Consider the following 24229-nt stretch of genomic DNA (forward strand, 5'->3'; position numbering starts at 1 on the left):
GGCTTTACTTCGTCAGGCCCTTGGCCTCGAGCCATTTCTGGATCAGGCCTGCGACCTCGAGATTGTTCTTGTCCATCATCACCATGTGCGAATTGCCCTTGATGCCGGCTTGAGGAAGGTCGACGACATCGACGCTGCCGCCGGCTGCCTTGATGGCGTCCGCAAAGGCGATGCCGTTGGCACGGATCTTGGGCCAGCGCGAATCGCGCTCGATATAGTCGCCATAGATGATCAGGGTCGGAATGCTCTTCAGGACATCCGCCTTGGCGGGATCGCCGATGCCGGCCGGCTCGATTGCGATCAGCGCCTTGACCTTGTCGGGCCGGGCTTGCGCGACCTTGAAGCCGAAGCTGCCGGCTTGGCTGTGGAACAGGATCACCGAGGGGCCGACGCGGTCGAGCTCGGCGATATAGGCCGCGATGATCGCATCGTCCGTCGTGGTCCAGCGCGGAACGTTCTGCTTGACGAAATTCTCATAGCCCTCGACGGGGAACTGGTTGCCCGGCAACAGCCTTCGCTTGGCAGGATCTGGATCGTAGGAGTTTGGCCCATCGCCGATGCGGAAGCGCTCGAACGGATTGGCCGTAGTGAGAAAGACCGGCTCGCCCTTGAAGATATCGGGGTATTGCGCCCAGCCTGCGCGCCCACGCTCGACCGCGTCGGAATTGTAGACTGCCCATCCCTTGCGCAGGAAGTAATTGAGCCAACCTTCGCGCCCGTCAGGCGTGGTCTCGTAGGTGACGCCGGTCAGTCCGCCGCCATGCCACATCAGCAGCGGATAGGCCCCCTTCTCGTTGGCCGGCAGGAAATACTGCACGTACATCTGCTCGACCTGATAGGTGCCGTTGGGGTCGACCTTGGCCGGCACGCCGCCAGGCGTGAACACGACCTCCTTCACCGGCTTGCCGGAGATTTCGACGAGACGCCCGCCGACGTGGAACGAACCCATGTCACGCAGCGTGATCGGCTCGGCGGCGCGGGCGTCGCCGACCATCAGCAGAGCCGTGATCGAGGCAATGGCAAGGCGCGACATGGTCCCTCCTAAATCTTTTCAGTCTAGTTCTTCGCATGGCGGGCCGCTTCCCGTCCTGCGATCCGTCCGAACACGCTGCCGATGGTCATGCCCATGCCGGCCGCATAACCCTTGCCGAGCACGTTGCCGGCCATGATCTCGCCGGCCGCGAACATGTTGGCTGACGGTTTGCCATCGGCCATCAGCATTCGCGCGTCCTTGGTGACGCGCGTGCCGAGATAGGTGAAGGTGATGCCGGGCCGCACCGGATAGGCAAGATAAGGCGGCGTCTCGATTTTGCGCGCCCAATGCGTCTTGGGTGGCGTTATGCCCTCGGTCACGCAGTCATCCAGAATGGTGTGATCGAAGGTGCCGGGCCGCACCGCCGCGTTGAATTCGGTGATGGTCTTTTCCAGCGCGGCCGGATCGAGCTCGAGCTGGCCGGCAAGCTCGGCCACTGTCTGTCCGGCGATCGGCGGGAACAGCGTCGGCATGAAGCTGGTGACCACGGTCGAGTCGAAGATGATGTAGGCAATCTGATCCGGCTGCGCCGCGACCAGCCGGCCCCAGATCGCGTAGCGCTTCGGCCAGATGTCCTCGCCCTCGTCGTAGAAGCGCTGTGCGTGCTTGTTGACGACGATGCCGAACACGACGGAGTCGTGGCGTGTGATGATGCCGCCGTCGAATTTCGGCGCGCGGGCGTCGATCGCGACCGCATGGCACTGGGTGGGATCGCCGACCTCCTGCACACCCTTGTCGAGCAGCATCTTCAGGATCGACCCGCGATTATAGGGCGTGCCGCGGATCAGGAAATTGTCGGCGGCCTCGCCCCAATATTGCTTGAGCCATTCTATGTTGGCCTCGAACCCGCCGGCCGCCGCGACCAGGGATGTCGCGCGGATCTCGGTTGCGCCGTCGACCGGCCGCTTTAGGCGCGCGGCGAGAAACATGCCGTCCTCGATCACGAGATCGGTGACCTCGGCATCATATTGGACCTCGACACCGAGCTGCTCGGCGGTGAGATAGAGCGCGTTCAGCATTGCGCGGCCGCCGCCGAGGAAAAAGGAATTGGTGCGCCCAAGGCTCAGCGTGCCGCCCAGCGACGGCTGCCAGCGCACACCCTGCTCCACGATCCAGTTCAAGATGTCCTTGGACTCCCGGATCATGTGGCGCGCCAGCACTTCGTCGGTTTGCCCGCCGGTGACGCGCAGCAGGTCCTCCCAGAATTCCTCTTCGGTGTAGGGACCGGTCAGGATTTCGGTCGCGGCGTCATGGGCGCAGCGCATGTTGCGGGTGTGCCGGGTGTTGCCGCCGCGATAGAACTTTGGCGCTCCCTCCAGCACCAGCACCGACGCTCCGCCGCGCCGCGCCGCGATCGCCGCGCACAGCGCCGCGTTGCCGCCGCCGATCACCAGCACGTCGTATTTGCTACTCATGCCGTTTGTCCGATGACATCCGAGATCAGAGACTTTCCATGCGTCAGCGGCATGCTCGATCAGGCTCCGCCATTGCGTACCTTTGTATACAAAGATATACATCAGCGATGCAAGCGGTTCTCCGCATGGGCAGGATGCGCATCGAGGGACAATGGCGAGACGCCCGGCAAAGACAGATGGGTCGATCGTGCGCGGTGGCGGCTTGGCGCTCGGCGAGGCGGTGTTCCGCTCGCTGTGCGAGGCGCTCCAGGCCGGTAGCTACCGCGCCGGAGATCGCCTGCGCGAGGAGGAGGTCGCGCAACGGCTGAAGGTCAGCCGCACGCCGGTGCGCGAAGCCCTGGGGCGCCTTGCAGCGCGCGGCTTCGTCGAGCCCGCCGGCGGCCGCGGGCTGATCGTGCGCAATCTCGACATCTCCGAGGTGCTCGAACTCTACGCCATGCGCGAGATCATGGAAGGCGCTGCCGCGCGCCTCGCCGCCGAGCACGCCTCCGCCCCCGAGATCGATGCCATCAGGGATATCGAGCAAGCTTTTGTTGAGGCCACGGAGAGCACCGCAGCCGAGATGGCAAGAGAACGAGCAAGGCTCAACCGCGCCTTCCACGAGGCGATCTGCCGCGCCGCGCGCAACCGCTATCTCGACAACGCTTCGCGGGAATTGCAGGACTGGATCGCTCTGCTCGGTCCGACCACCTTTACCGTATCGGGCCGCCCCTCAACCAGCCACGACGAACATCAGGCCATCATCGACGCCATCGCCGCGCGCAACGGCGAGGAAGCCGAACAGCTCGCGCGCGCGCATATCCGCGAGGCGCTGCGCTGTCGGCTCAAGCTGTTGCAGAAGCAGTAGGCAGGTGGCCACGCCTGCTAAATGCGCACCAGCAGCCAATAGCCTCCAAGCAGACTGATGGCCGCCGACACCATGTAAACCAGTCTCGCCGCCCTCACCGGCCCGGTCCGGTCGGTCGTGGTCAGCCGGTCCAACAGGCCGAGCGCCGGCAGGACCAGCGCGACAATCGCGACTTGTCCGATCTCGACGCCGATGTTGAAGGCGGCGAGCGCCGGCACCGCCGCATTCGGTGGCAGCCCGATCTCGCGAAGCGCACCGGCGAAGCCGAAACCGTGGATCAGCCCGAACAGAAAGGCCATGCGCCAGCGCTTGTCGACATCGCGCGAGAAGAAGTTCTCCACGGCCACGAAGACGATGGAGGCCGCGATCGCAGCCTCCACGATGCTGCCCGGGATCACGAGGACATCGAGCGCGGTCAGCGACAAGGTGACCGAATGGGCGATGGTGAAGGCCGTCACGATCTTGACGACGGGAATGAGCCGCCTGGCCCACAACACCACGGCAATCAGGAATGCGACGTGATCGTAGCCGAGGAAGATGTGTTCGATGCCGGTGAGGACATAGCGCTGCATGGTCGACCACAGCGACGGCGGCGCGTTTGAGAGTGTGACCGTCGTGTTGCCGGCGTCGAGCAAGGCCTGCGTCTCCTGCCTGTCCTGCGCAATCAGGACGATTTGGCGCGCGGCTGGGTCCTTCTCGGTCAGCACGGTGGAGCGATAGATGATGTCGCCACCGACGCCCGCGCAGGCAAAGCTGTCGCGATAGATGATGCCGTCGCCGTCAGCCAGGATCGCAGCATCTCCAGCCGGACAGGCCTTGGCGCCGCCCGTTACAGCCAGATGCGCGCGCATATAGGCGAGGATGGCTGCGCCCGCCGCTTCGGCCGCCGCGGGATCGACCGCGTCCTGCCGCGAATCATAGGTCTTGGTACCGATCAGGCGATCGACATCGCTGCCCTTCAATCCGAGCTCGACGCTTACCGTGCGATCGGGGCTCAGCGCCACGCGCGCCGTGACGAGGTTGACCTGATGCGCCTCAGCCGGAAGAGCGATGGCGAGCAGCGCCGCAAGCCACGGCAGCTGCAACCACCTCATGGTCCCACCCCGTTGCAGTCACGCCAGCACATCCGCCACGACCGCCTTTACGACTTCCCGCACATCGGCCGGCTTCAGCCGAACCTGCAGTCCGCGTTGACCGCCATTGAGATAGACGAGATCATGCGCAAGCGCGCTTTGCTCGATCACGGTGGCAACCTGCTTGCGCTGCCCGAACGGGCTGATACCGCCGACCTTATATCCGGTGACGCGCTCGGCCTCGGGCGGCTTCATCATCTGCGCCGACTTGCCGTCCGCGGCCGCTGCGAGCTTCTTCATCGAGACTTCCTGGTCGGATGGGACGACGACGCAGACCGGCTTGCCGTCCACCAGCGCCATCAGCGTCTTGAGGACGCGCGCCGGATCCTCGCCGAGCGCAGCCGCGGCCTGAAGGCCGATGCTCGCGGCGTCAGGATCGTAGTCGTAGGCATGGACGGTGAAGGCAACACCGGCGGCGGTGAGCGCTCGGGTCGCGGGAGTGACTTTGGACATACGCCATATCTACCACCGTCATTGCGGTGAGCGAAGCGAGGAAGCGATTCAGAATCTTGCCCTTGAGGCAGCCCTGGATTGCTTCGCTTCACTCGCAATGACGGTGTCAAGCATACGCTTGCCGCACCCTCGGTGCCGTCCCGGAGAACGTTACTCCGCCGCGTCCCGCATCTCCGCCCGTTCGGCTCTGGCCGCGCAGAACTTGAATTCCGGGATCTTGCCGAACGGATCGAGCGCAGGATTGGTGAGCAGGTTCGCCGCCGCTTCCGCGTAGCAGAACGGCATGAACACCATGTTCTCGGGCACGTCACGGTCGGAGCGCACCTTGACCTCGACCGCGCCGCGGCGGGTCTCCAGGCGAATGAAATCGCCGGGCACCAGCTTCTTCTTGTGCATGTCCTTCGGCGACATGAACGCGACCGCCTCGGGCTCGATCTGGTCGAGCACTTGCGCGCGGCGGGTCATCGAGCCGGTGTGCCAGTGCTCCAGCACGCGGCCGGTCGAGAGCACCATCGGATATTCGGCGTCGGGAATCTCGTCCGGCGGGATGACCTTGGCCGGCACGATCTTGCCGCGGCCGCTCGCGGTCGGAAATCCCGTCGTGAAGATGATCTCGTTGCCGGGCTTGTCGGGACCGTCGACGGGATAGGTCACCGCGCCTTCGCGCACCAGCCGCTCCCAGGTGATGTTCTTCAACGACGGCATCAGCTCTGCCATCTCGGTGAAGACCTCGCCGGGACCGGCATAATTCCAGGGCAGGCCCATGCGCTTCCCGATCTCCTGGATGATCCAGAGATCCTGGCGCGCGTCGCCGGGCGGCTTGATCACCTGGCGCGCGAGTTGCACGCGGCGGTCGGTGTTGGTGAAGGAGCCGTCCTTCTCCGCGAAGGCCGAGGCCGGCAGGATGACGTCGGCGTGGAAGGCGGTCTCGGTGACGAAGAGATCCTGCACCACGAGATGATCGAGCATCGCGAGCGCGTGGCGCGCATGCTGGAGATCCGGGTCGGACATCGCGGGATTCTCGCCCTCGATATACATGCCCGTGATCTCGCCGGCATGGATCGCGTTCATGATCTCGACCACGGTCAGGCCGCGGACGGGATCGATCTCCTTCTGCCAGACCGTCTCGAAATTCACGCGCAGATCGTCGCGGCCGACCGGCTGATAGTCCGGCAGGAACATCGGGATCAGGCCCGCGTCGGAGGCTCCTTGCACGTTGTTCTGGCCGCGCAGCGGATGCAGGCCGGTGCCGGGACGGCCGACCTGGCCGGTGATCAGCGCCAGTGCGATCAGGCAGCGCGCATTATCGGTGCCGTGAACATGCTGGCTGATGCCCATGCCCCAGAAGATGATCGAGGATTTTGCGCGCGCATAGGTCCGCGCCACCTCGCGCAGGGTCTGCGCCGGGACGCCGCAGATGGCCTCCATCTTTTCCGGCGTGAACTCCTTGATCTTCTCCTTGAGGTCCTCGAAGCCTTCGGTGTAGCCGGCGATGTACTGGTCGTCGGTCAGGCCTTCGGTGATGATCGTGTGGATCATCGCGTTCAGCATCGCGACGTCGGAGCCGGGCTTGAACTGCAGATGCTTGGTCGCATGGCGCGACAGCGTCTGCCGGCGCGGATCCATCACGAACAGTTTAGCGCCATTCTGCTTGACCGCGTTCTTGATGAAGGTCGCGGCAACCGGATGGTTCACGGTCGGGTTGGCGCCGATCACGATGATGACCTCGGCGTCCATCGCCGCCGAGAACGGTGCCGAGACCGCGCCGGAACTCAGGCCTTCGAACAGCGCCGCGACCGAGGAGGCGTGGCACAGCCGCGTGCAATGGTCGACATTGTTCGAGCCGAAACCGGTGCGCACCAGCTTCTGGAACAGATAGGCTTCTTCGTTCGAGCCCTTGGCCGAGCCGAAGCCGGCGAGCGCCTTCACGCCCTTCTCGTCGCGGATCTTGACCAGGCCCTTGGCGGCGATGTCGAGCGCTTCTTCCCAGCTCGCTTCGCGGAAATGGGTGAAGGGGTTGGCCGGATCGACCTGGTCGTTGGAATCCTTCTTCGCATTCGGCAGCCGAACCAGCGGCTTGGTCAGGCGATGCGGGTGGTGGATGTAGTCGAAGCCGAAGCGGCCCTTGACGCAGAGACGATTGTGATTGGCGGGACCGTCGCGGCCCTCCGCATAGATCACCTTCTCGTCCTTGACCTCATAGGTCACCTGACAGCCGACGCCGCAGAACGGGCAGAGCGAGTCCACCTTCTTGTCCGCGTAGGTCACGCGGGTCTGCTTCTCGTCGAGCATCACGGCCGGCATCAACGCACCGGTCGGACAGGCCTGCACGCATTCGCCGCATGCGACGCAAGTGGACTCGCCCATGGGATCGTCGAAGTCGAACACGATTTTCGAGCCATGATTGCGGTAGGCCATGCCGATGACGTCGTTGACCTGGACCTCGCGGCAGGCGCGCACGCAGAGGCCGCACTGAATGCAGGCATCCAGGTTGACGCGCATCGCCGGATGGCTGGCGTCGGTTTCCCAGCGCTCGGCGGCAGGGAAGCGGCTCTCGGTGACGCCTGTCGTCTCGGCCCAGTGCCAGAACTTCGACTCAGGATCGTGGCTGGTCTCACGCGCCGGCTGGTCGGCGACCAGCAGCTCCATCACCATCTTCTGCGCCGACACCGCACGCGCGCTCTCGGTCTTCACCTTCATGCCGACTGACGGCGTGCGCTTGCACGATGCCGCCAGCACACGCTCGCCCTCGATCTCGACCATGCAGGCGCGGCAATTGCCGTCAGGGCGATAATCGGGCGCCGGCGAATAGCACAGATGCGGGATCTCGCGACCCTGGCGCTTTGCGACTTGCCAGATGGTCTCGCCGGCGTTGGCTTCGACCTGCTTGCCGTCGAGCTCGAACGTAATCTTGGTCATTCGGCCGCTTCCTTGAACTCGTCAGGGAAATATTTGATTACGGTGGAGAGCGGATTCGATGCCGCCTGTCCAAGCCCGCAAATCGAGGCATCGCGCATCGCCTGGCTCAATTCTTCCAGGAGAGCGCGGTTCCAGACCGGCTTCTGCATCAGCAGCGCCGCCTTCTGGGTCCCAACGCGGCACGGCGTGCACTGGCCGCAGCTCTCGTCCTCGAAGAACTTCATCAGGTTCAATGCCGCCGCGCGCACGCTGTCCTTCTGCGACAGGATCACGATCGCAGCCGATCCGATGAAGCAGCCGTATTTCTCCAGCGTGCCGAAATCGAGCGGGATGTCGTCCATCGACGCCGGCAGGATGCCGCCGGATGCGCCGCCCGGAAGGTACGCATAGAATTGATGGCCATCGGCCATGCCGCCGCAATATTCGTCGATCAGCTCGCGCACGGTGATGCCCGCGGGCGCCAGCTTCATGCCGGGGTTCTTGACGCGGCCAGAGACCGAGAAACTGCGCAGGCCGTTGCGCTCATGACGGCCATGGCCCTTCCACCAGTCGGCGCCCTTCTCGACGATGTCGCGCACCCACCACAGCGTCTCGATGTTGTTGATCAGCGTCGGCAGGCCGAACAGGCCGACCTGGAACGGATAAGGCGGCTTGTGCCGGGGCAGGCCGCGCTTGCCCTCGATGCTTTCGAGCAGCGAGGATTCCTCTCCGCAAATATAGGCGCCGGCGCCGCGGCGCATGTGCAGCGTCGGACCGCCCGGCGGGAGCTTTGCGATCTCGCGCTCCAGGATCTCGCGTGAGGCTGGATATTCGTCGCGCAGGTAGATGTAGACGTCGGAGGCCTGCACCACATGCGCGCCGATCAGCATGCCCTCGATAAAACGATGCGGATCGCTTTCGAGATAGACACGGTCCTTGAACGTGCCGGGCTCGCCCTCGTCGCCGTTGATCGCCATCAGCCGCGGGCCAGGCTCCCCGAGCACGGCGCGCCATTTGCGTCCCGTCGGGAAGCCGGCGCCACCGAGGCCGCGCAGCGAAGCATCGTCGAGCGCCTTCAGGAGGTCATCCTTGGGCAATTCGCCTGAGCGCAGGCGGCCCAGCAGCTTGTAGCCGCCGCCGGCGACATAGGCCTCATAGCCGACATAGTTGGGCAGATGCGCGTGGGTGTCACCGGCCTTCGCGGCGGCCATGACATTTGCGACGGTAGCGTGGTCGACGAAATTGTGCCCGACCTCGGCGGCGGGCGCGGTGTCGCAGCGGCCGACGCAGGGCGCCCGCACGACGCGGATGCCGGGGCCGCTTGCACTTTGCAGGTCTTCGAGCAGCTTCTCAGCCCCGAGCATCGCGCAGGTCAGCGAATCGCAGACGCGGATCGTCAGGGGGGCGATGTCAGGCTCGCCCTCCTTCACCACGTCGAAATGGGCGTAGAAGGTCGCGGTCTCGAACACTTCGGCGAAGGCGAGCTTCATCTCGTCGGCGAGCGCAGCCAGATGCGCGGCCGAGATCTGGTGATATTTATCCTGGATCAGGTGCAGATATTCGATCAACAGATCGCGGCGCCGCGGCCTGTCGCCGAGCAGCTGCTCGATCTCGTGCGAGGCGGTGGGATCGACCTGCCGCCCCTTGGGCGTTGCCTTGGCTCGCTTGCGTCCCTCGCCCGGGTGTTCGAACGGGCGGACCTCTTGCACGTCATGGCTCATCGCTTGGTCTCGATCTCGTCTCTTAGAACGGCTCAAGTTCTAGCTGCTGGCATGCCAGATGCCAAGGGAATTATCATGTTCGCGAGATCAGTTAAGGATACCGGAGGGCAACCCCTGGATCGCGGCCGCATACGGCCTCACCTTGGATCCGGCGCGTCGACTGATGAAACGAAGCCTGAATCGGTCTCGAGATCAATAAAGGCTTCCCATGCTGCAATAGCGAAACGGTATCGCGCTCTCGCGATCCCCGGATCAGCTCTTGCCCATGCACTCCTCAATATAGAACCAGCGGTCGTCGCCCGCGAGGCCTTTGGCCTTCACATCCTTGCGGCAGTCCTTGAGCTTCGATTTGTTGGCGCCCCACTTGGCCTTCATGTCCTTGAGCTTCTGCGCCGTCAGCTTGATCTTGCCGGGTTTGGCTTCGGTCGCGGCGGACGACGTTGCGGCCGGCGCCGCGGTCTGTGCAGATGCGGATTGCAGGGCACCGGCGACGAGCAGCATGGCGGCGGCACAAACGAATTTACGAGCCATCGAATCCCCCGAGGAAAGTTTAAACCAATCGAAATGACCGGCGGGAGCGCACCCTAGGTGCGCTCCCGCTCGCGATAAATGTGCGATCAGAAGATCTTGACCGCGCTCTCCAGCGTCTTCCAGACACCCCAGAGCAGGGGAATGCCAACGAAGGCCCAGAACAGCCCCGCCCTGGCGTCGAGCCCGCCAAAGCCGATGCCGTAGGAGCCGTGCGGCCCCGCGGCTGCAGCGCTGGCGCTCGCCGCCTGCAACTTGGCGACGTCGGCGTCCTTCATGTGCCACTTCGAATCGACCGGCTTGATCAGGTAGTTGCAGATCAGGCCCGCGATCAGCATCGCACAGAGGATGTACATAGTGGTGTTGTAGAGCTGGTCGCGCGGCACGCCGGCCGCGAGCTGGAACTCGCGGATGTAGTTCACCACGACGGGGCCGATGATGCCCGCCGTCGACCAGGCAGTCAGCAGCCGGCCGTGGATGGCCCCGACGAACTGGGTGCCGAACATGTCGGCGAGATAGGCCGGCACGGTGGCGAAGCCGCCGCCATACATCGACAGGATGATGCCGAAGCCGAGAACGAACAGCAGCTTCGAGCCCATCGCCGCAAAGGTCGGCGCCAGCGCATAGAGCACGATGCCGAGGATGAAGAACGTGTAGTAGGTGTTCTTGCGCCCGATCTTGTCCGACAGCGATGCCCAGAAGAAGCGGCCGCCGATGTTGAACAGCGACAGCAATCCGGCGAAGCCCGCGGCGATCGCGGCGATCTGCGCCTTCTGCCCGGCGTCGAGCGCGTTGAAGCCGACGTTCGGCAGGCCGATCAGCTTGCCGCCGAAGATCTCTTGCAGCATCGGCGAAGCCATGCCGATCACGCCGATGCCGGCCGACACGTTCAGGCACAGCACCCACCAGATCAGCCAGAACTGCGGCGTCTTGTGCGCGTCGTTGAGATGAACGTTGCTCTTCGAGATCATCGCGTTGGCCTTGGACGGCGGGGTCCAGCCCTCGGGCTGCCAGCCGGGCGGGGGCAAGCGATAGCGGAACGCGCCGATCATCATGAACACGAAGTAGATGACGCCCATCGCGACGAAGGTCTCCCAGACGCCGACCGAGGTCGGGGTCTTGAAGTAGTTCATCAGGAGGTTCGCCAGCGGCGCGCCGATCATGGCGCCGCCACCGAAGCCCATGATGGCCATGCCGGTCGCCATGCCGCGGCGATCGGGGAACCATTTGACGAGCGTCGACACCGGGGAGATGTAGCCGAGGCCGAGGCCGATGCCGCCGATCACGCCCGAACCCAGCCACAACAGCCAGAGCTGATGGGTGTAGACCCCGATCGCACCCAGGAAGAGACCGCCGCACCAGCACAGCGCCGAGACGAAGCCCGCCTTGCGCGGCCCCACGCGCTCCAACCAACCGCCCCAGACCGCAGCCGCGATACCGAGCAGCACGAAAAAGAGCGTGTACATCCATCCCATGCTGGCGACCTTCCAGTCGCAGCTGGTCGTGAACAGCTCCTGCCACAGCGACATGTCCGGGCAGGCCTTCGGTGCGTTCAATCCGATCGCACGCGACAGCGGCAGCCAGAACACCGAAAAGCCATAGGCCATGCCGATGCAGAGATGGATGCACAGCGCCGCCGGCGGCACCAGCCAGCGATTGAAGCCAGCGGTCGCGATGGTCCGCTCGCGATCAAGAAAACCCGCGCCAGCGCCTGAAAGTGTCCCAGCGCCTTCTATTGTGGTCATACATTCCTCCCCTCAGCCACCCTTCTGAGCAGCCTGCCGCTACTATCCCGTGCCTCAGCTCATTGCGGTGCAGACAACTGCCCCTGTTGCCTCGCACAATCATCCGACGCGCGCCAGGATCGTCACGCGCATCCGAAACGCTAACCCCTCGCGCGGGGCACTATGCCAATACGACGTGCAGCCTTCGTGAGGGTGGCCCGTTGATCCGCGTATCGACTCAACCTCCGCGCCTGCACAGTCAATCTGGGCAGAAGCCATGATCGATGTCGATAGACAAAAGGTCGGTATTAGTGAGGTAACGCTCACGAATGCGGTGCACCATTGGCACTGCCTATCGGACCATTTGTCTTTTCTATCAGGAACACGATGCGCTCGTCGTTGCGCTCGGTGATCTCCACCGTGTCGCCGGTCTCGCGGATCAGGTTTGGAATGTCAATCACCGACAACGGGTCGGTGCAGTGAACTTCGAGCTGATCGCCCGGGCGCAACGGCTTCAAGGCCTTGCGTGTCTTTAGGGCGGGCAGCGGGCACTTCAGTCCGGTGAGATCGAGCGTCGTTCTGGTCATGCGCGCAACATGGCGAGACGAAGCGATGGCGTCAACGCAAGGCGTCTAGAGTAGATCGGCATAGGACAAGAAACCTACGCTGTGCCCCGGCTCGACGCCCGTGATGCTCTCACGGAGTTCGACCAGCCCGTCGGTCTCGACCAGCGAGGACAACAGCCCCGCTCCCTCGCGCGGAAACTTGATGGCCTCGAGCCCGCCGTCCTGCGCGCGCCGCAAGGAGACGCGCACATATTCACGCCGCCCCGCCTTCTTCTTGTAAGCAAACGCCGCGCGCACCGGGATGGGCGTCAAAGGCTCCGGCAAGCCACCCGCCAGCGCCAGCACCGTCGGCCGCACGACGTGGACAAACGTGACGAAACTCGCGACGGGATTGCCGGGCAATCCGATCAGCGGCGTCCCGTCGATGATGCCCATCGCCACGGGCCGGCCGGGCTTGATCGCCATCCGCCACAGCACCAGCGAGCCGATGCTTTCGACCGCCGCCTTGACGTGGTCCTCCTCGCCGGTCGAGACGCCACCGGTGGTGAGGATCAAATCGTGGCGACCTGCAACCTGCTTCAAGCCATTCGCGAGCGAAGTGCGCTCGTCGCGAAATATGCCGAGGTCGCTAACCTCGCAGCCAAGCCGGCGCAGCATCGCGATCAGCATGAAGCGGTTGGAATCGAACAGCTGCGACGCCGCGCGTGGCTCGCCGGGGGAAGCCAACTCGTCACCGGTCGAGAACACCGCAACGCGAATGCGCCTGACGACATCGAGCCTGACAAGCCCGAACGCCGCGGCGAGCGCGACGTGCTGCGGCAGCAAGCGCTGGCCGGCGCGTAGCGCGATCTGGCCCTCTGGGATGTCTTCGCCGGCGGGACGGACATTGGCGCCCGGCTTCAGCCCCGGCGGCAGCACGATCTTGCCGGAATCGTCGATGCCGACATCTTCCTGCATGAAGACGGTCTCCGCACCCGGCGGCATCGGCGCGCCCGTGAAAATGCGCGCGGTGTGACCGGGCTTGATCGGTGCCTGTGCAAGCCCGCCGGCCTGGATGCGGCCGTCAAGCGGCAGCGCCTGCTCGGCAGCATCAGGAAGATCGGCGTTGCGCACGGCGTAGCCGTCGACGGCCGAGTTGGTGAAGGGCGGCAACGGCAGCGGCGCCGCCACGTCGCGCGCCAGCACGCGCCCGTCCGCGTTGACGAGCCTCACCGTCTCCAGGTCGGCAATCGCGTTGACGCGCGTCGTGATGAGACCAACGGCCTCGTCGACCGACATCATCGGGCCGCCGAAGGCAAAGCAATCGTCCGACAGTTGCGCCATGGTGCCTCGTCAGCGTATCGCGGCGCTCTTTGCCACCGCTTCCTCGACCGGCATCGCCGCGCGCAGCAGCAATGCGGCAGCCGCCGCGATATCGTCGAGATGGACAGTCGGCAGCCCAGTGTCAATGGCGGTATCGGTCGCGATCCCGGCAATCCCGGGATCGTCGGGAAACAGCAGCGGCTTGTCGTTGGCCGCACGATGCACCTCGATCTTGCGGTGCGGCTCGCGCTTGAAACCCTCGACCACGACGAGGTCGACCGCGGACAACTTGCTCAACAGTTCCGGCAGACGCGGCTCATTCGCGCCGCGCAGCTCGTGCATCAGAGCCCAGCGGCTTGACGAAGCGACCAGCACCTCGGCCGCGCCGGCCTCGCGGTGGCGCCAGGAATCCTTGCCGGGCACATCGACGTCGAACTGGTGATGCGCATGCTTGATGACGGAGACGCGCAGGCCCAGCGCATTGAAATGCGGGATCAGCCGCGTCAGCAGCGTGGTCTTGCCCGCACCGCTCCAGCCCGCAAGGCCGATGACTTTCATTGCAGCTCTCTCTTCCGCAACCAGCGCACGCTGATGGAACCTCCGGCGCCTCCTCCGTCATTGCGAGCGCAGCGAAGCAATCCAGACTGCCGCCGCGGAAATAGTCTGGATTGCTTCGCTGCGCTCGCAATGACGAGTGGAGGCATTTTACCCGCTCCCGGCCATGCTTATATCGGCTTGACCCGAATGTCATGCTAACGTCGCGACCATGATGAAGATCGACAAAGCTCCCGTACCCCTGATCGTCCCCAATCCAGACGATCCGCGCCTGACCCAGAGCGTGACCGGCACCGACCAGACCGGCGCCAGGGTCGAGATCAAGGTGCCGGTGGAGCGGCCGCTGACGCTGTACCTGAATGCCCAAGAGATCGTCACGATGATGACGATCGGCGACTATCCGGAATATCTGGCGCTCGGTTATTTGCTGAACCAGAACATGCTGAAATATAATGACGAGGTCACCGAGGTCGAATACGACGACGACCTCCAGGTGGTCGTGGTGCGCACTGAGCACCACACCAATTTCGAAGCCAAGCTGAAGAAGCGCACGCAGACCTCCGGCTGCGCGCAGGGCACCGCCTTCGGCGACCTGCTGGAGGCGGTCGAGAGCGTCGCGCTGCCGAAAGCGGAGTTGCGTACCTCCTGGCTCTACCAGATGACGCAGACCATCAACACCATGCCCTCGCTCTATCTCGAGGCAGGCGCGATCCACGGCTGCGTGCTGTGCAAAGGGGGCACTCCGCTCTGCTACACCGAGGATGTCGGCCGGCACAACGCGGTCGACAAGATCGCGGGCTGGATGTACCGCCACGGCGTCGATGCCTCCGACAAGATTCTCTACACCACGGGACGGCTCACCTCGGAGATGGTGATCAAGACCGTCCGCATGGGCATTCCGATTCTGGTGTCGCGCTCCGGCTTCACCGCCTGGGGTGTCGATCTCGCTCGCCAGGTCGGGCTGACGCTGGTTGGACGCACGCGCGGCAAGCGCTTCATCGTCCTCGCGGGCGAGGAGCGCATGGTCTACGACCAGGATCTCGCTTACGTCGAGGAAGAATCGGCCAGGCACAAACGCAAGGGTGAAGGCCGTGACGACTAGTGTTCCAGCCACGCAAGGTGTGCTGCTCGCCGGCGGTCTCGCCCGCCGCATGGGTGGCGGCGACAAACCGATGCGCACCATCGGCGGCCGCACCATCCTCGATCGCGTGATCGCGCGCCTGTCACCGCAATGCAGTGGGCTGGTCCTCAACGCCAATGGCGATCCCGCGCGTTTCGCCGCCTTCGGCCTGCAGGTTGTCCCCGATGACGTGCCCGGCTTTCCCGGCCCGCTCGCCGGCGTTCTCGCGGCGCTGGACTGGACTGCGGCAAAGCGGCCGGGTGTCGAGTGGGTGCTCAGCGCCGCCGGCGACTGCCCGTTCCTGCCGCGCGATCTGGTTGCCCGCCTCCATGACGCACGCGCGCGCGAGAACGCGCAGCTCGCGGTCGCCGCGTCGGGGGACCAGTCACATCCGGTGATCGGCCTGTGGCGCGTCGCCTTGCGCGACGAGCTGCGTCACGCGCTGGTCGTCGAAGACCTCCGCAAGATCGACCGCTGGACCGCGCGCTATCCGCTCGCAACGGTGACGTGGCCGGCCGAGCCGCTCGATCCGTTCTTCAATGCCAATACGGTCGAGGACATCGCCGAAGCCGAGCGGCTGGCGGCGCTGGATGACGCATCCTAAGGCGTTGCCTTGAGTTCTTGACCTTGAGACCGACCGTGAACCGGACGTGGGAAGCGAACGACCAATGACCGGGACATTGCCCCGGATCAGCCATGGCAGACTCTCTGTTGGAAGTCATTTTCGATGTTGTCGATCTCGCACTCGATGTTTCGGACGTGATCGATCGCACGAAACAGCTGAGCAAGCGTGACGCCGTCGAGGTCCCGCCGGACCCGAGGCCTCTGCCGCCTGCGGCGCAGCGGGCGCTGGCCGAAGCCGAGGAGCGGGAGCGCGCCGCTCAGGCCGCCAGCGGCACCGACCAGGCATCGCATCGATAACCCGGCCCGCATCTATGCAGGCCGAAATCCAGCCCGCTCCAGCGCAGCGCGTGCATCCTCCGAGCGGAGTGCATTGAGAAAGGCCCGCACCGCCGGCCGGTCCTTGCGCGCGGTCACCAGCGCGAAGTCATAATGCTCTTCCGCGAGCGGAATGAAACCGAGGCCGACCGCATGGGCGACCGGCGCAATGGTCATGCCCCAGTCGGCGCGATGCTGCGCGACGGCAGCGGCAACCGCGTTATGCGAACGCGGCTGGTTCCAATAGCCTTCCGGGCGCGCGCCACCGAGCAACCGATCGATCAGGATGCGCGTGCCGGCGCCCTGGTTTCGGTTGACCATGATGCAGGCGGGGTCAGCGAGCGCCGCGGCAACGGCATCCTTGGCACCGACGCCTTCGAAACGCTTGTCGCCCTTGCGGAAGACAATGCCCTGCATCCGCCGCCAGCCCGGCACGAGTTCGAGTCCCTCGACGAGATAGGGCGTGTTGTAGGTCTCGCTTTGATCGTCGAACAGATGGATCGGCGCGAGATCGCATTCGCCGCGTTTTGCAGCCGCAAGCCCGCCGAGGCTGCCGACCGCGATCGATCGCACGGTGAGGCCGGCCTGCGCGAGCTCAGCGGTAACGAGATCGAGGCCGGTGCAATGGCTGCCGACGATGACGAGATCGGGCACGCGCACATGCGGCGTGAACAGCGTTACTTCGGCTTCAGTCCCCGCCGGCATCTGGTCGGCGAGCGCGTCGATGCGCAGAAAGCCGTCGGCCTGCGCGAAGGACGTGATCGCGCCGGAGCCCTTGCCAGAGGGATAGGCGATCAGGCGATCCTTGCCCTCGACCAGCGAGACCATCACGAATTCGGTGCGGCCGAGCTCGGAAGCGATGCGGACCGGCACGGTTGCGCTGACCCTCGCATCGGAGCGCGGCGGCAGTCCGGCCATCCTGCGCAGCACCGGCACGATCATGTCGTGGAAGGTGAACATCGCCGAGGTTGGAAAGCCCGGCAGGATCACCACCGGCTTGCCGTCGCAAACGGCAAGGCACAGCGGCTTGCCGGGCTTGAGTGCAACGCCGTGCGCGATGATGCCGGGCTGGCCGAGCCGGCCGATGATGCGGTGGGACAAATCGCCCGCACCTTTCGAGGTGCCACCCGACAGCACCAGCATGTCGGCATCCGCCAGCGCGCGACGCATGGCGGCTTCGAGCTTGACTTCATCGTCGGGGACGGCGCCGTGGGAAACCGCCTCACCGCCATTCTCATCGATCGCAGCAGTGACGATCGCACCATTGGTGTCGTAGATGTCGGCAGCCGCGAGCGGCTGGCCCGGCTGCACCAATTCATCGCCGGTGGAGATGACAGCCACAACCGGCTTGCGCGCGACGGTCACCTCGGCGATGCCGCAAGCGGCCAGCATGCCGATCTCGCGCGAGCCGATGATCGTGCCGGCGCGCAGCAGCGCTTCGCCGCGCGCGATGTCGGACCCGGCGTACGAGACGAATTGCCCTGGAGACGTGGCGCGACGAACCTCGATCGCGTCCGACCCTGCCGGCTGGGTGTGTTCGACCATGACGACGGCATCGGCGCCGCGCGGCAGCGGACCGCCGGTGGCGATCGCCGTCGCGGTTCCAGCCGCCACTTGAAGCGTCGGCGCGGTGCCGCAGTGGATGGTTTCGCCGTTCAACCCAAGTCGCACAGGCTCGCCTTCGCCTGCCGCGGCGACATCCGCCGAACGCACGGCAAAGCCATCGACATTGGAGCGGTCGAACGGGGGAACATCGATCGGAGCCGTGACGTCCTGGGCAAGCGCCGCACCGAGCGCATCGGCGAGCTTGCGTAGCTCGATCGGAATCACGCGCGGAAACAGCGCCGCCTCGAAGCCTGCCAGCGCTTCCTCACGCGACAGGATCTTAAGGAACTGCTCCTGTTCGAGCGCGCTACGCTCTTGCGATCGCGGCATCATCGTCATCCCGGAACCCATATCATTCCCGCATCAGATAGGCATCGACCGAGGTGCCCGCCGCAAATCCCTCGTGGCTGGCGGGGGCGAGCAGCCATGCATCGGCACGGGCAATCGCCTGGAGCGGCCATTCGCCCACGGCAAGCGGCATCCACGCATGATGTTCCAGGGACAGCAGCGCCATTTCGGCGACGCCGACACTGGATGCGATTTTACGCGCAAGCGGCAAGGTCACCTGCCGGCGCGGCTGCCGCGCGGACAAATGGTCGATGAGCGGACGCACGAGCGCGAGCCAGGCTGCAAGCGCATGATCGGGCGAGCCGGGCAAGGCAATCACGGGAATCCGCCCGAGCCGCCCGACCGCGGCGGTGCGTCCGGGCTGGAGTGCAAGGCCATGGGCCAACACCTCGCCACGCTGGGCCAGCGCCAAGACAGCGGCATCCCGACGGCTGACGCCGCTGCCGCCCACCGTCAGCAGCAGATCACAAGAGGACGCATCAAGCACGTCGGCAATCGATGCTTGATCGCGTGCACCGGCTTCGCACGTTTCAACACCCAGTCCCGCTGCATGCGCGAGCCCGGCGATCATATGCATCGTCGCCGTTGCGCCCGGCACATTGACGATGCGCAGCCGGGGCCGGCGCACGCCGAGTTTCTCCACACCCGCAACGCGCGCCAGCAGCAGATCAGCCGCTCCGACCGGACAGCCCTCGGCGGCGGCAGGCGTGCGTTCCGCGACGTCGCTGCCGGCGCGTCTGACGCCCTGCCCCGGCACGCCTTCCGCCAGCACTTGCGCGAGCGGCCCCGACACCTCCGCTGTGTCGGCATCGAGCACACAGTCGCATCCCGCCGGCATGGCTTCGCCGGCCTCGACCCATTGCGGCACTTTTGTCAGAGGCAGCGGCGAATAAGAGGACGCGCCGACGAGATCATTGGCGCAGAGCGCCCAGCCGTCCGCGGCGGCAATGTCGCGCGGCGGATGGGCCGCAAGCAACGGCGTGCCCGCAGCGATGCAACCGGCCGCGTCGGTCAGTGGCAACTCCACCGGTGCAAGCGGCTCAAGCCGGTTCAGCAACGCGGCGAGCGCAGTGTCGAGCGGCGTGAGCGAGGACGGCAGGCGCTGGGTCATGCGCCATGGTGGACCATGCATCGCGCGCTTTGGCAACCGCCGGGCGATGCGGGCCTTAACCGCCCGACCGGTCCGAATTCGGGAAGAACAGCTGCTGCCCGTCGACCTTGTAGCCGGCGATGGCCGTCTGCCCCTCCGGCGAGGTCAGCCAGTCGATGAAGGTCTGCGCGAGATCCTTCTTCACGTTCGGAAACTTCTCGGGGTTCACCAGCATCACGCCGTACTGATTGAGTAGCCGCCGGTCGCCTTCGACCACGATGTCGAGATCGCCGCGATCGCCGAACGAGATCCAGCTGCCGCGCTCCGACAGCACATAGGCATTGGCGGCACGCGCGGCGTCGAGGGCCGAGGTCATGCCCTGCCCGGCCTCGCGATACCAGGCGCCCTTGGCAGCGGCGATGTCGATGCCGGCGACGATCCAGAGCGCGAGCTCCGCGGCGTGGGTGCCCGACCGATCGCCGCGCGTCACGAATGGCGCGCCTTTGGCTTCGATCGCCTTCAGCGCCGTCACGATGTCCTTGCCCTTGACGGCCGCCGGATCACTCTTCGGGCCGATCAGCACATAGTCGTTGTACATCACGTTGAAACGCTTCACGCCAAAGCCGTCGGCGACGAATTTCTCCTCCTGCGGCCGCGCGTGCATCAGCACGACGTCGGCCTCGCCCCTTCGCGGCCCGTTGAGCACCTCATCGGCGCGCCGCGCGATCACGGTCACCTCGATGCCGGTCTTGTCCTTGAAGATCGGCAGCAGATAGTCGAGCAAGCCGGACTCCTGTGTCGATGTGGTCGAAGCCAGCACAATCGCGCGGTCCTCTGCGGATAACGCCGCAACGCCCGCGGTGAGGCCGCAGAAGAGCGCGAATGCAACGGACAGTCGGCGGACGGCCATGATCGGGTTCCCACTGGATAAGACGCGGCCATGATGGCGCGCGATTGCGCCGCACTCGTGACGCATCTACTGCTTTGCGCGGCGCAGTCGGGAAATGTCGGCAAAGCATGCTGACTGGTCCTTGCCGAACTGGTCGGCGCCGACCAGGCCGATTGCCGCGCGCCGAGGAGCTGACCGGCTACGATCCGTCAGGCAGGGCAGATCCGCTTCGCAGCCTGACATTGACGCCCGCCCCAAAATAGTTGCAAAAGAAACCAATTCAGCCGGGGGCACACCCGGCAAAAAGCAACACCGGCCAACGCGCCGGATCAGGGGAGGACAAGCGTGAATCCAACCAGATTTGGACTACCGGTCGCGGCCGCCTTGGCCGCGGGACTGATGTCGGGTGCCGCAATGGCGCAGGTCTCCGATGACGTGATCAAGATCGGCGTGCTCACCGACATGAACGGCCCGGCCTCCGCGCCGACCGGCCAGGGCTCGGTGACGGCAGCGCAGATGGCGATCGACGATTTCGGCGGCAAGGTGCTCGGCAAGCCGATCAGCATCGTGGTCGGCGACCATCAGCTCAAGGCCGACATCGGCGCCTCGCTCGCGCGGCGCTGGTTCGACGTTGAGCAGGTCGATGTGATCGTCGACGTGCCGGTCTCGGCGGTCGGGCTCGCGGTGCAGAACATCGCCAACGAGAAGAAGCGGCTGTTCATCACCCACTCCACCGGCACCGCCGATTTCCACGGCAAGTTCTGCTCGCCCTACGCGATCCAATGGGTGTTCGACACCCGCGCGCTCGCGGTCGGCACCGCCGATGCGGTGGTCAAGCGCGGCGGCGACAGCTGGTTCTTCATCACCGACGACTACGCCTTCGGCCATTCGCTGGAGCGCGACGCCTCCGCGGTCGTGACCGCCAATGGCGGCAAGGTGCTGGGCTCGGTGCGTCCGCCGCTGGCAACGCCCGACCTCTCCTCCTTCGTGCTGCAGGCGCAGGCTTCCAAGGCCAAGATCATCGGCATCGCCGCAGGTCCGCCCAACAACATGAACGAGATCAAGACCGGCTCGGAGTTCGGCGTGTTCAAGGGCGGCCAGCAGATGGCGGCCTTGCTGGCGCTGATCACCGACATCCACGGCCTCGGCCTGCAGGCCGCGCAAGGCCTGCTCCTGACGACCTCGTTCTACTGGGACATGGACGACAAGACCCGCGAATGGTCCAAGCGCTACTTCGCCAAGATGAACAAGATGCCGTCGATGTGGCAGGCCGGCGTCTATTCCAGCGTGATGCACTATCTCAATGCCATCAAGGAAAGCGGCACCGACGATCCGCTCAAGGTCGCCGCAAAAATGCGCGAGAAGCCGATCGAGGATTTCTTCGCCCGTAACGGCAAGCTGCGCGAGGACAATCTGATGGTGCACGATCTCTGGCTGGTGCAGGTGAAGACGCCGGAGGAGAGCAAATATCCGTGGGACTATTACAAGATCCTCACCACCATCTCCGGCGACAAGGCGTTCGGGCCGCCGGACCCGGCGTGTCCGCTGGTGAAGAAGTGACCGCGTAGCGAGTACGAAGCCGCGCAGGCGGTGCACCCTCTCCCCTTGCGGGAGAGGGTGGCTGCGCAGGGCGCAGCCGGGTGAGGGGTTCTCTCCGCGAGTCCAACTCTGAATTGAGTGCGCGGAGACAACCCCTCATCCGGCGCTTCGCCCCACCTTCTCCCGCAAGGGGAGAAGGAAGGAAGAAAGCTACTTCACCACGCCGATCTCGCGAAAATACTTCATCACACCGGGGTGGATCAGCTCCGGCCTCGGCGCGGCCGCGACCGTGTTCGCGGCCGTGGTCTCGCACGCTTGAGCCAGCTTCTTGCAGAAATTCGCCTCGACACCGTGCAGCGTCTTCGCCAGGCGATAGGCGACATCGTCGGGCAAGTCTTCGCGCGTCAGCACAAAGCTCCAGGAGCCGAGCGAGGCGATCGGCTCGGCCTGGTTCGGATAGGAGCCGGCCGGCACCGTCAGCGGCTTGAGGAACGCGTGCTTGGCACGGATGCGCGTGATCTCCTCCGCGCTGGGCGCGATGAAGCGCGCGCCTGAGGCGCTCGATGCGAGCGCGGCGAAGCCGGGCCAGCCGATGCCGGCGCCCCACAGCGCCGAGACGCGGCCGTCCTCGACCATCGCGGGGCCATCGCCGGCGCGGTCGAGATAGACAGCCCTGAAGTCCTCGTCCTGCTTCAACCCGAGTCCGTCCAGCACGTAGCGCGCGAGGATCGGCAGGCCCGAGCCCTTGGCGCCGAATGCCACCGGCTGTCCGACGAGATCGCGGATGGTCTTGTAGGGACTGTCCGCGCGCACCACGAACATGCCGGGATTGGAATAGATCGCGGTGAGGATCTTCAGCCGCACCGGTGCGCGGCCGATGCCGGCGAAGGCCTCATAGGCCGGCTCGCCCGCGACCAGCGCGAGATCGAGATCGCCCTTCTCGAGCAGCGGAATGTTCTCGTTGCTGCCCTTGGTGTTGCGGGGCGCGATGGAGATTTGCGGATCGGCCGCGTTCATCACCTCCGCGAAAGCGTTGCCATAGAGCGGGAAACCGCCGCCGGGTGTCGCGGTGCCGAGGCTGATTGTCTGGCTGATCGTATTGGTCGAAATGGCCGTGCCTCCGGTTTGCGCAGCGGCGGGGCTGAAGAGCAGCGCCGCGCTGATGAGGATGATCGCTGATCTCATGGACGTCCCTGACGGACCTGCGTCAACACCGACTTGCGACGATGTAGGCAGCAGCCCGATTTTGTGAGAGCATGCCTTAAACGACAATAGAACAATGGGAGACGTCATGTTGCGAAATTTGCGGTGCGGTGTTTTCGGGCTCGCAATCCTCTTGGGTCTGTTCAGCGCCGCGCCTCCCGCCTGCGCCGCCTATCCCGACCGCCCCGTGCATTGGCTGATCGGCTTTTCCGCCGGCGGCCCGGTCGACATTGTAGCGCGGATCATGGCGCAGTGGCTGTCGGACCGGCTCGGCCAGCAGTTCATCGTCGAGAACCGCACCGGTTCCGGTGGCAACATCGCCGCCGCGGCCGCGATCAGTTCGCCGCCGGACGGCTACACGCTGTTGTTCGTCGCGCCCAACAACGCGATCTCGACCTCGCTCTACAAGAAGCTGCCGTTCGACTTTTTGCGCGATACCGTGCCGGTCGCGAGCATCATGCAGCTCACCAACATGCTGGTCGTCTCCAACGCGTTCCCCGCGAAGACGGTCCAGGAGTTCATCGACTACTGCAAGGCCAATCCCGGAAAGATCTCCTTTGCCTCGTCGGGCAACGGCACCTCGGTGCACATGTCGGCGGAGCTGTTCAAGGTGATGACCAAGTGCGACATGGTTCACGTGCCCTATCGGGGTTCTGCGATCGCCTTCCCCGACATCATCTCCAACAAGGTGCAGCTGATCTTCGACAATCTGCCCTCCGCGCTGGAGCAGGCCAAGGGCGGCAATGTCCGCGCGCTGGGCGTGACCTCGCCGCAGCGCTGGCCGATCGTGCCCGACGTGCCCGCGATCGCCGAGACCGTGCCGGGCTTCGAGTCGGTCGGCTTCTACGGCATCTCCGCGCCGAAGGGCACGCCGGGCGAGGTGGTCGAGATCCTCAACAAGGCCGTCGGCGAAGCGCTGAAGGATCCGAAGCTGGTGGCCAAGCTCGCCGAGATCGGCGGCATCCCCAAGCCGATGACGCCGGCCGAGTTCGGCAAGCTGGTCACCGACGAGACCGAGAAGTGGAAGAAGGTGGTGGAGTTCGCGGGCGTCTCGGTGGACTAGGGAATGGCCATGCGGCGAGCTTGCGACTCGTCGGCAGCGCATCGGAGGGGGCCCGGGAGGGCTCTCTCTCTTCAAAAGCCGAAAACAACCCCATGCACAGTAGACGAGGCCAGTTATTTCAATGGGTTACAGGACCCCGAAAACCGGGTCCTCCGCAAGGCGGTCTACTTCGTCGGGCAAAACAGGGTTAGACAATCATCATCGCTGATTTCGGGTATTCGAAAATGATCGACGATGAGGCGCCGGCGTTCCCCTCCG

General features: G+C 65.1%; 21 protein-coding genes. 6 read left to right on the forward strand and 15 right to left on the reverse strand.

Annotation, left to right across the window (positions count from 1 at the left end):
• Window positions 1–4 precede the first annotated feature (4 nt).
• Window positions 5–1033, reverse strand: coding sequence for an esterase (locus tag IVB28_RS26220; RefSeq protein ID WP_247530017.1), 1029 nt, complete (start codon window positions 1031–1033; stop codon window positions 5–7).
• Between the two features lie 23 nt (window positions 1034–1056).
• Window positions 1057–2448 (reverse strand): FAD-dependent tricarballylate dehydrogenase TcuA, encoded by a 1392-nt coding sequence (tcuA, locus tag IVB28_RS26225; protein WP_247530018.1) that lies wholly within the window; start codon window positions 2446–2448, stop codon window positions 1057–1059.
• Between the two features lie 151 nt (window positions 2449–2599).
• Between tcuA and IVB28_RS26230 the strand changes: the two genes are divergently transcribed.
• Window positions 2600–3295: a GntR family transcriptional regulator gene (locus IVB28_RS26230; protein WP_247530019.1), complete on the forward strand. Its 696-nt coding sequence runs from the start codon at window positions 2600–2602 to the stop codon at window positions 3293–3295.
• A gap of 17 nt (window positions 3296–3312) precedes the next feature.
• Here the strand turns inward: IVB28_RS26230 and IVB28_RS26235 are convergent, their stop codons facing one another.
• From IVB28_RS26235 to mobB, 9 genes are all read right to left on the reverse strand, one after another.
• Window positions 3313–4389: a HupE/UreJ family protein gene (locus IVB28_RS26235; RefSeq protein ID WP_247530020.1), complete on the reverse strand. Its 1077-nt coding sequence runs from the start codon at window positions 4387–4389 to the stop codon at window positions 3313–3315.
• Window positions 4390–4407: 18 nt separating this feature from the next.
• Window positions 4408–4881, reverse strand: a complete 474-nt coding sequence (ybaK, locus tag IVB28_RS26240) for a Cys-tRNA(Pro) deacylase (protein ID WP_247530023.1) — start codon at window positions 4879–4881, stop codon at window positions 4408–4410.
• Window positions 4882–5031: 150 nt separating this feature from the next.
• Window positions 5032–7800 carry a formate dehydrogenase subunit alpha gene (gene fdhF, locus IVB28_RS26245; protein ID WP_247530025.1) on the reverse strand — a complete coding sequence of 923 codons (2769 nt, stop codon included), beginning with the start codon at window positions 7798–7800 and terminating at the stop codon, window positions 5032–5034.
• Window positions 7797–9500, reverse strand: a complete 1704-nt coding sequence (locus tag IVB28_RS26250; protein ID WP_247530027.1) for an NADH-ubiquinone oxidoreductase-F iron-sulfur binding region domain-containing protein — start codon at window positions 9498–9500, stop codon at window positions 7797–7799. The genes fdhF and IVB28_RS26250 overlap by 4 nt, the downstream gene beginning before the upstream one ends.
• Window positions 9501–9752: 252 nt before the next feature.
• A complete protein-coding gene (locus IVB28_RS26255) occupies window positions 9753–10031 on the reverse strand; it encodes a hypothetical protein (RefSeq protein ID WP_247530029.1) in 279 nt (92 codons plus the stop codon).
• An 86-nt stretch (window positions 10032–10117) separates the two neighbouring features.
• The gene (locus tag IVB28_RS26260; protein ID WP_247530030.1) at window positions 10118–11773 is read right to left on the reverse strand and encodes an OFA family MFS transporter; all 1656 of its coding nucleotides are present in this window, start codon (window positions 11771–11773) and stop codon (window positions 10118–10120) included.
• A 302-nt stretch (window positions 11774–12075) separates the two neighbouring features.
• Window positions 12076–12339 carry a sulfurtransferase TusA family protein gene (locus IVB28_RS26265; protein WP_247530031.1) on the reverse strand — a complete coding sequence of 88 codons (264 nt, stop codon included), beginning with the start codon at window positions 12337–12339 and terminating at the stop codon, window positions 12076–12078.
• 45 nt (window positions 12340–12384) lie between these two features.
• The gene (gene glp / locus IVB28_RS26270; RefSeq protein ID WP_247530032.1) at window positions 12385–13641 is read right to left on the reverse strand and encodes a gephyrin-like molybdotransferase Glp; all 1257 of its coding nucleotides are present in this window, start codon (window positions 13639–13641) and stop codon (window positions 12385–12387) included.
• Window positions 13642–13650: 9 nt separating this feature from the next.
• Window positions 13651–14178, reverse strand: coding sequence for a molybdopterin-guanine dinucleotide biosynthesis protein B (mobB, locus tag IVB28_RS26275; RefSeq protein ID WP_247530033.1), 528 nt, complete (start codon window positions 14176–14178; stop codon window positions 13651–13653).
• Window positions 14179–14386: 208 nt separating this feature from the next.
• On the opposite strand from mobB, the gene fdhD reads away from it, so the two are divergent.
• From fdhD to IVB28_RS26290, 3 genes are all read left to right on the forward strand, one after another.
• Window positions 14387–15277 carry a formate dehydrogenase accessory sulfurtransferase FdhD gene (fdhD, locus tag IVB28_RS26280; protein ID WP_247530034.1) on the forward strand — a complete coding sequence of 297 codons (891 nt, stop codon included), beginning with the start codon at window positions 14387–14389 and terminating at the stop codon, window positions 15275–15277.
• Window positions 15267–15899 (forward strand): molybdenum cofactor guanylyltransferase MobA, encoded by a 633-nt coding sequence (gene mobA / locus IVB28_RS26285; protein WP_247530035.1) that lies wholly within the window; start codon window positions 15267–15269, stop codon window positions 15897–15899. Before fdhD ends, mobA begins: the two co-directional genes overlap by 11 nt.
• Before the next feature lie 107 nt (window positions 15900–16006).
• A complete protein-coding gene (locus tag IVB28_RS26290) occupies window positions 16007–16216 on the forward strand; it encodes a hypothetical protein (protein WP_247530036.1) in 210 nt (69 codons plus the stop codon).
• A gap of 12 nt (window positions 16217–16228) precedes the next feature.
• On the opposite strand, the gene IVB28_RS26295 is transcribed toward IVB28_RS26290, so the two are convergent.
• Genes IVB28_RS26295 through IVB28_RS26305 form a run of 3 tightly spaced genes read right to left on the reverse strand, consistent with a single transcriptional unit; the run spans window position 16229 to window position 20187 of the window.
• Window positions 16229–18178 (reverse strand): molybdopterin biosynthesis protein, encoded by a 1950-nt coding sequence (locus IVB28_RS26295; RefSeq protein ID WP_247530037.1) that lies wholly within the window; start codon window positions 18176–18178, stop codon window positions 16229–16231.
• A gap of 13 nt (window positions 18179–18191) precedes the next feature.
• Window positions 18192–19298: a molybdopterin-binding protein gene (locus IVB28_RS26300; protein WP_247530038.1), complete on the reverse strand. Its 1107-nt coding sequence runs from the start codon at window positions 19296–19298 to the stop codon at window positions 18192–18194.
• Between the two features lie 55 nt (window positions 19299–19353).
• Window positions 19354–20187 (reverse strand): substrate-binding domain-containing protein, encoded by an 834-nt coding sequence (locus IVB28_RS26305; RefSeq protein WP_247530039.1) that lies wholly within the window; start codon window positions 20185–20187, stop codon window positions 19354–19356.
• A 324-nt stretch (window positions 20188–20511) separates the two neighbouring features.
• Here IVB28_RS26305 and IVB28_RS26310 point away from each other — a divergent pair, with 324 nt between their 5' ends.
• Window positions 20512–21726: an ABC transporter substrate-binding protein gene (locus tag IVB28_RS26310; RefSeq protein ID WP_247530041.1), complete on the forward strand. Its 1215-nt coding sequence runs from the start codon at window positions 20512–20514 to the stop codon at window positions 21724–21726.
• Between the two features lie 189 nt (window positions 21727–21915).
• Here the strand turns inward: IVB28_RS26310 and IVB28_RS26315 are convergent, their stop codons facing one another.
• A complete protein-coding gene (locus tag IVB28_RS26315) occupies window positions 21916–22890 on the reverse strand; it encodes a TAXI family TRAP transporter solute-binding subunit (RefSeq protein ID WP_247530042.1) in 975 nt (324 codons plus the stop codon).
• 106 nt (window positions 22891–22996) lie between these two features.
• Between IVB28_RS26315 and IVB28_RS26320 the strand changes: the two genes are divergently transcribed.
• Entirely contained in the window at window positions 22997–23971 is a 975-nt protein-coding gene (locus IVB28_RS26320) for a tripartite tricarboxylate transporter substrate binding protein (RefSeq protein WP_247530044.1), read from the forward strand.
• Window positions 23972–24229: the final 258 nt, after the last annotated feature.

This window comes from Bradyrhizobium sp. 199 (genome assembly GCF_023073355.1).
Classification (GTDB): domain Bacteria; phylum Pseudomonadota; class Alphaproteobacteria; order Rhizobiales; family Xanthobacteraceae; genus Bradyrhizobium.

Bases quoted from the DNA above. Each gene is read 5' to 3' on its own strand.
- IVB28_RS26255 (WP_247530029.1), bottom strand. From the start codon at position 10,031: ATGGCTCGTAAATTCGTTTGTGCCGCCGCCATGCTGCTCGTCGCCGGT.
- IVB28_RS26265 (WP_247530031.1), bottom strand. From the start codon at position 12,339: ATGACCAGAACGACGCTCGATCTCACCGGACTGAAGTGCCCGCTGCCC.
- IVB28_RS26300 (WP_247530038.1), bottom strand. From the start codon at position 19,298: ATGACCCAGCGCCTGCCGTCCTCGCTCACGCCGCTCGACACTGCGCTC.
- tcuA (WP_247530018.1), bottom strand. From the start codon at position 2,448: ATGAGTAGCAAATACGACGTGCTGGTGATCGGCGGCGGCAACGCGGCG.
- IVB28_RS26230 (WP_247530019.1), top strand. From the start codon at position 2,600: ATGGCGAGACGCCCGGCAAAGACAGATGGGTCGATCGTGCGCGGTGGC.
- glp (WP_247530032.1), bottom strand. From the start codon at position 13,641: ATGGCGCAACTGTCGGACGATTGCTTTGCCTTCGGCGGCCCGATGATG.
- IVB28_RS26315 (WP_247530042.1), bottom strand. From the start codon at position 22,890: ATGAGATCAGCGATCATCCTCATCAGCGCGGCGCTGCTCTTCAGCCCC.
- fdhD (WP_247530034.1), top strand. From the start codon at position 14,387: ATGATGAAGATCGACAAAGCTCCCGTACCCCTGATCGTCCCCAATCCA.
- ybaK (WP_247530023.1), bottom strand. From the start codon at position 4,881: ATGTCCAAAGTCACTCCCGCGACCCGAGCGCTCACCGCCGCCGGTGTT.
- IVB28_RS26295 (WP_247530037.1), bottom strand. From the start codon at position 18,178: ATGACGATGATGCCGCGATCGCAAGAGCGTAGCGCGCTCGAACAGGAG.
- IVB28_RS26260 (WP_247530030.1), bottom strand. From the start codon at position 11,773: ATGACCACAATAGAAGGCGCTGGGACACTTTCAGGCGCTGGCGCGGGT.
- IVB28_RS26320 (WP_247530044.1), top strand. From the start codon at position 22,997: ATGTTGCGAAATTTGCGGTGCGGTGTTTTCGGGCTCGCAATCCTCTTG.
- mobB (WP_247530033.1), bottom strand. From the start codon at position 14,178: ATGAAAGTCATCGGCCTTGCGGGCTGGAGCGGTGCGGGCAAGACCACG.
- IVB28_RS26220 (WP_247530017.1), bottom strand. From the start codon at position 1,033: ATGTCGCGCCTTGCCATTGCCTCGATCACGGCTCTGCTGATGGTCGGC.
- fdhF (WP_247530025.1), bottom strand. From the start codon at position 7,800: ATGACCAAGATTACGTTCGAGCTCGACGGCAAGCAGGTCGAAGCCAAC.
- IVB28_RS26235 (WP_247530020.1), bottom strand. From the start codon at position 4,389: ATGAGGTGGTTGCAGCTGCCGTGGCTTGCGGCGCTGCTCGCCATCGCT.
- IVB28_RS26305 (WP_247530039.1), bottom strand. From the start codon at position 20,187: ATGGCCGTCCGCCGACTGTCCGTTGCATTCGCGCTCTTCTGCGGCCTC.
- IVB28_RS26250 (WP_247530027.1), bottom strand. From the start codon at position 9,500: ATGAGCCATGACGTGCAAGAGGTCCGCCCGTTCGAACACCCGGGCGAG.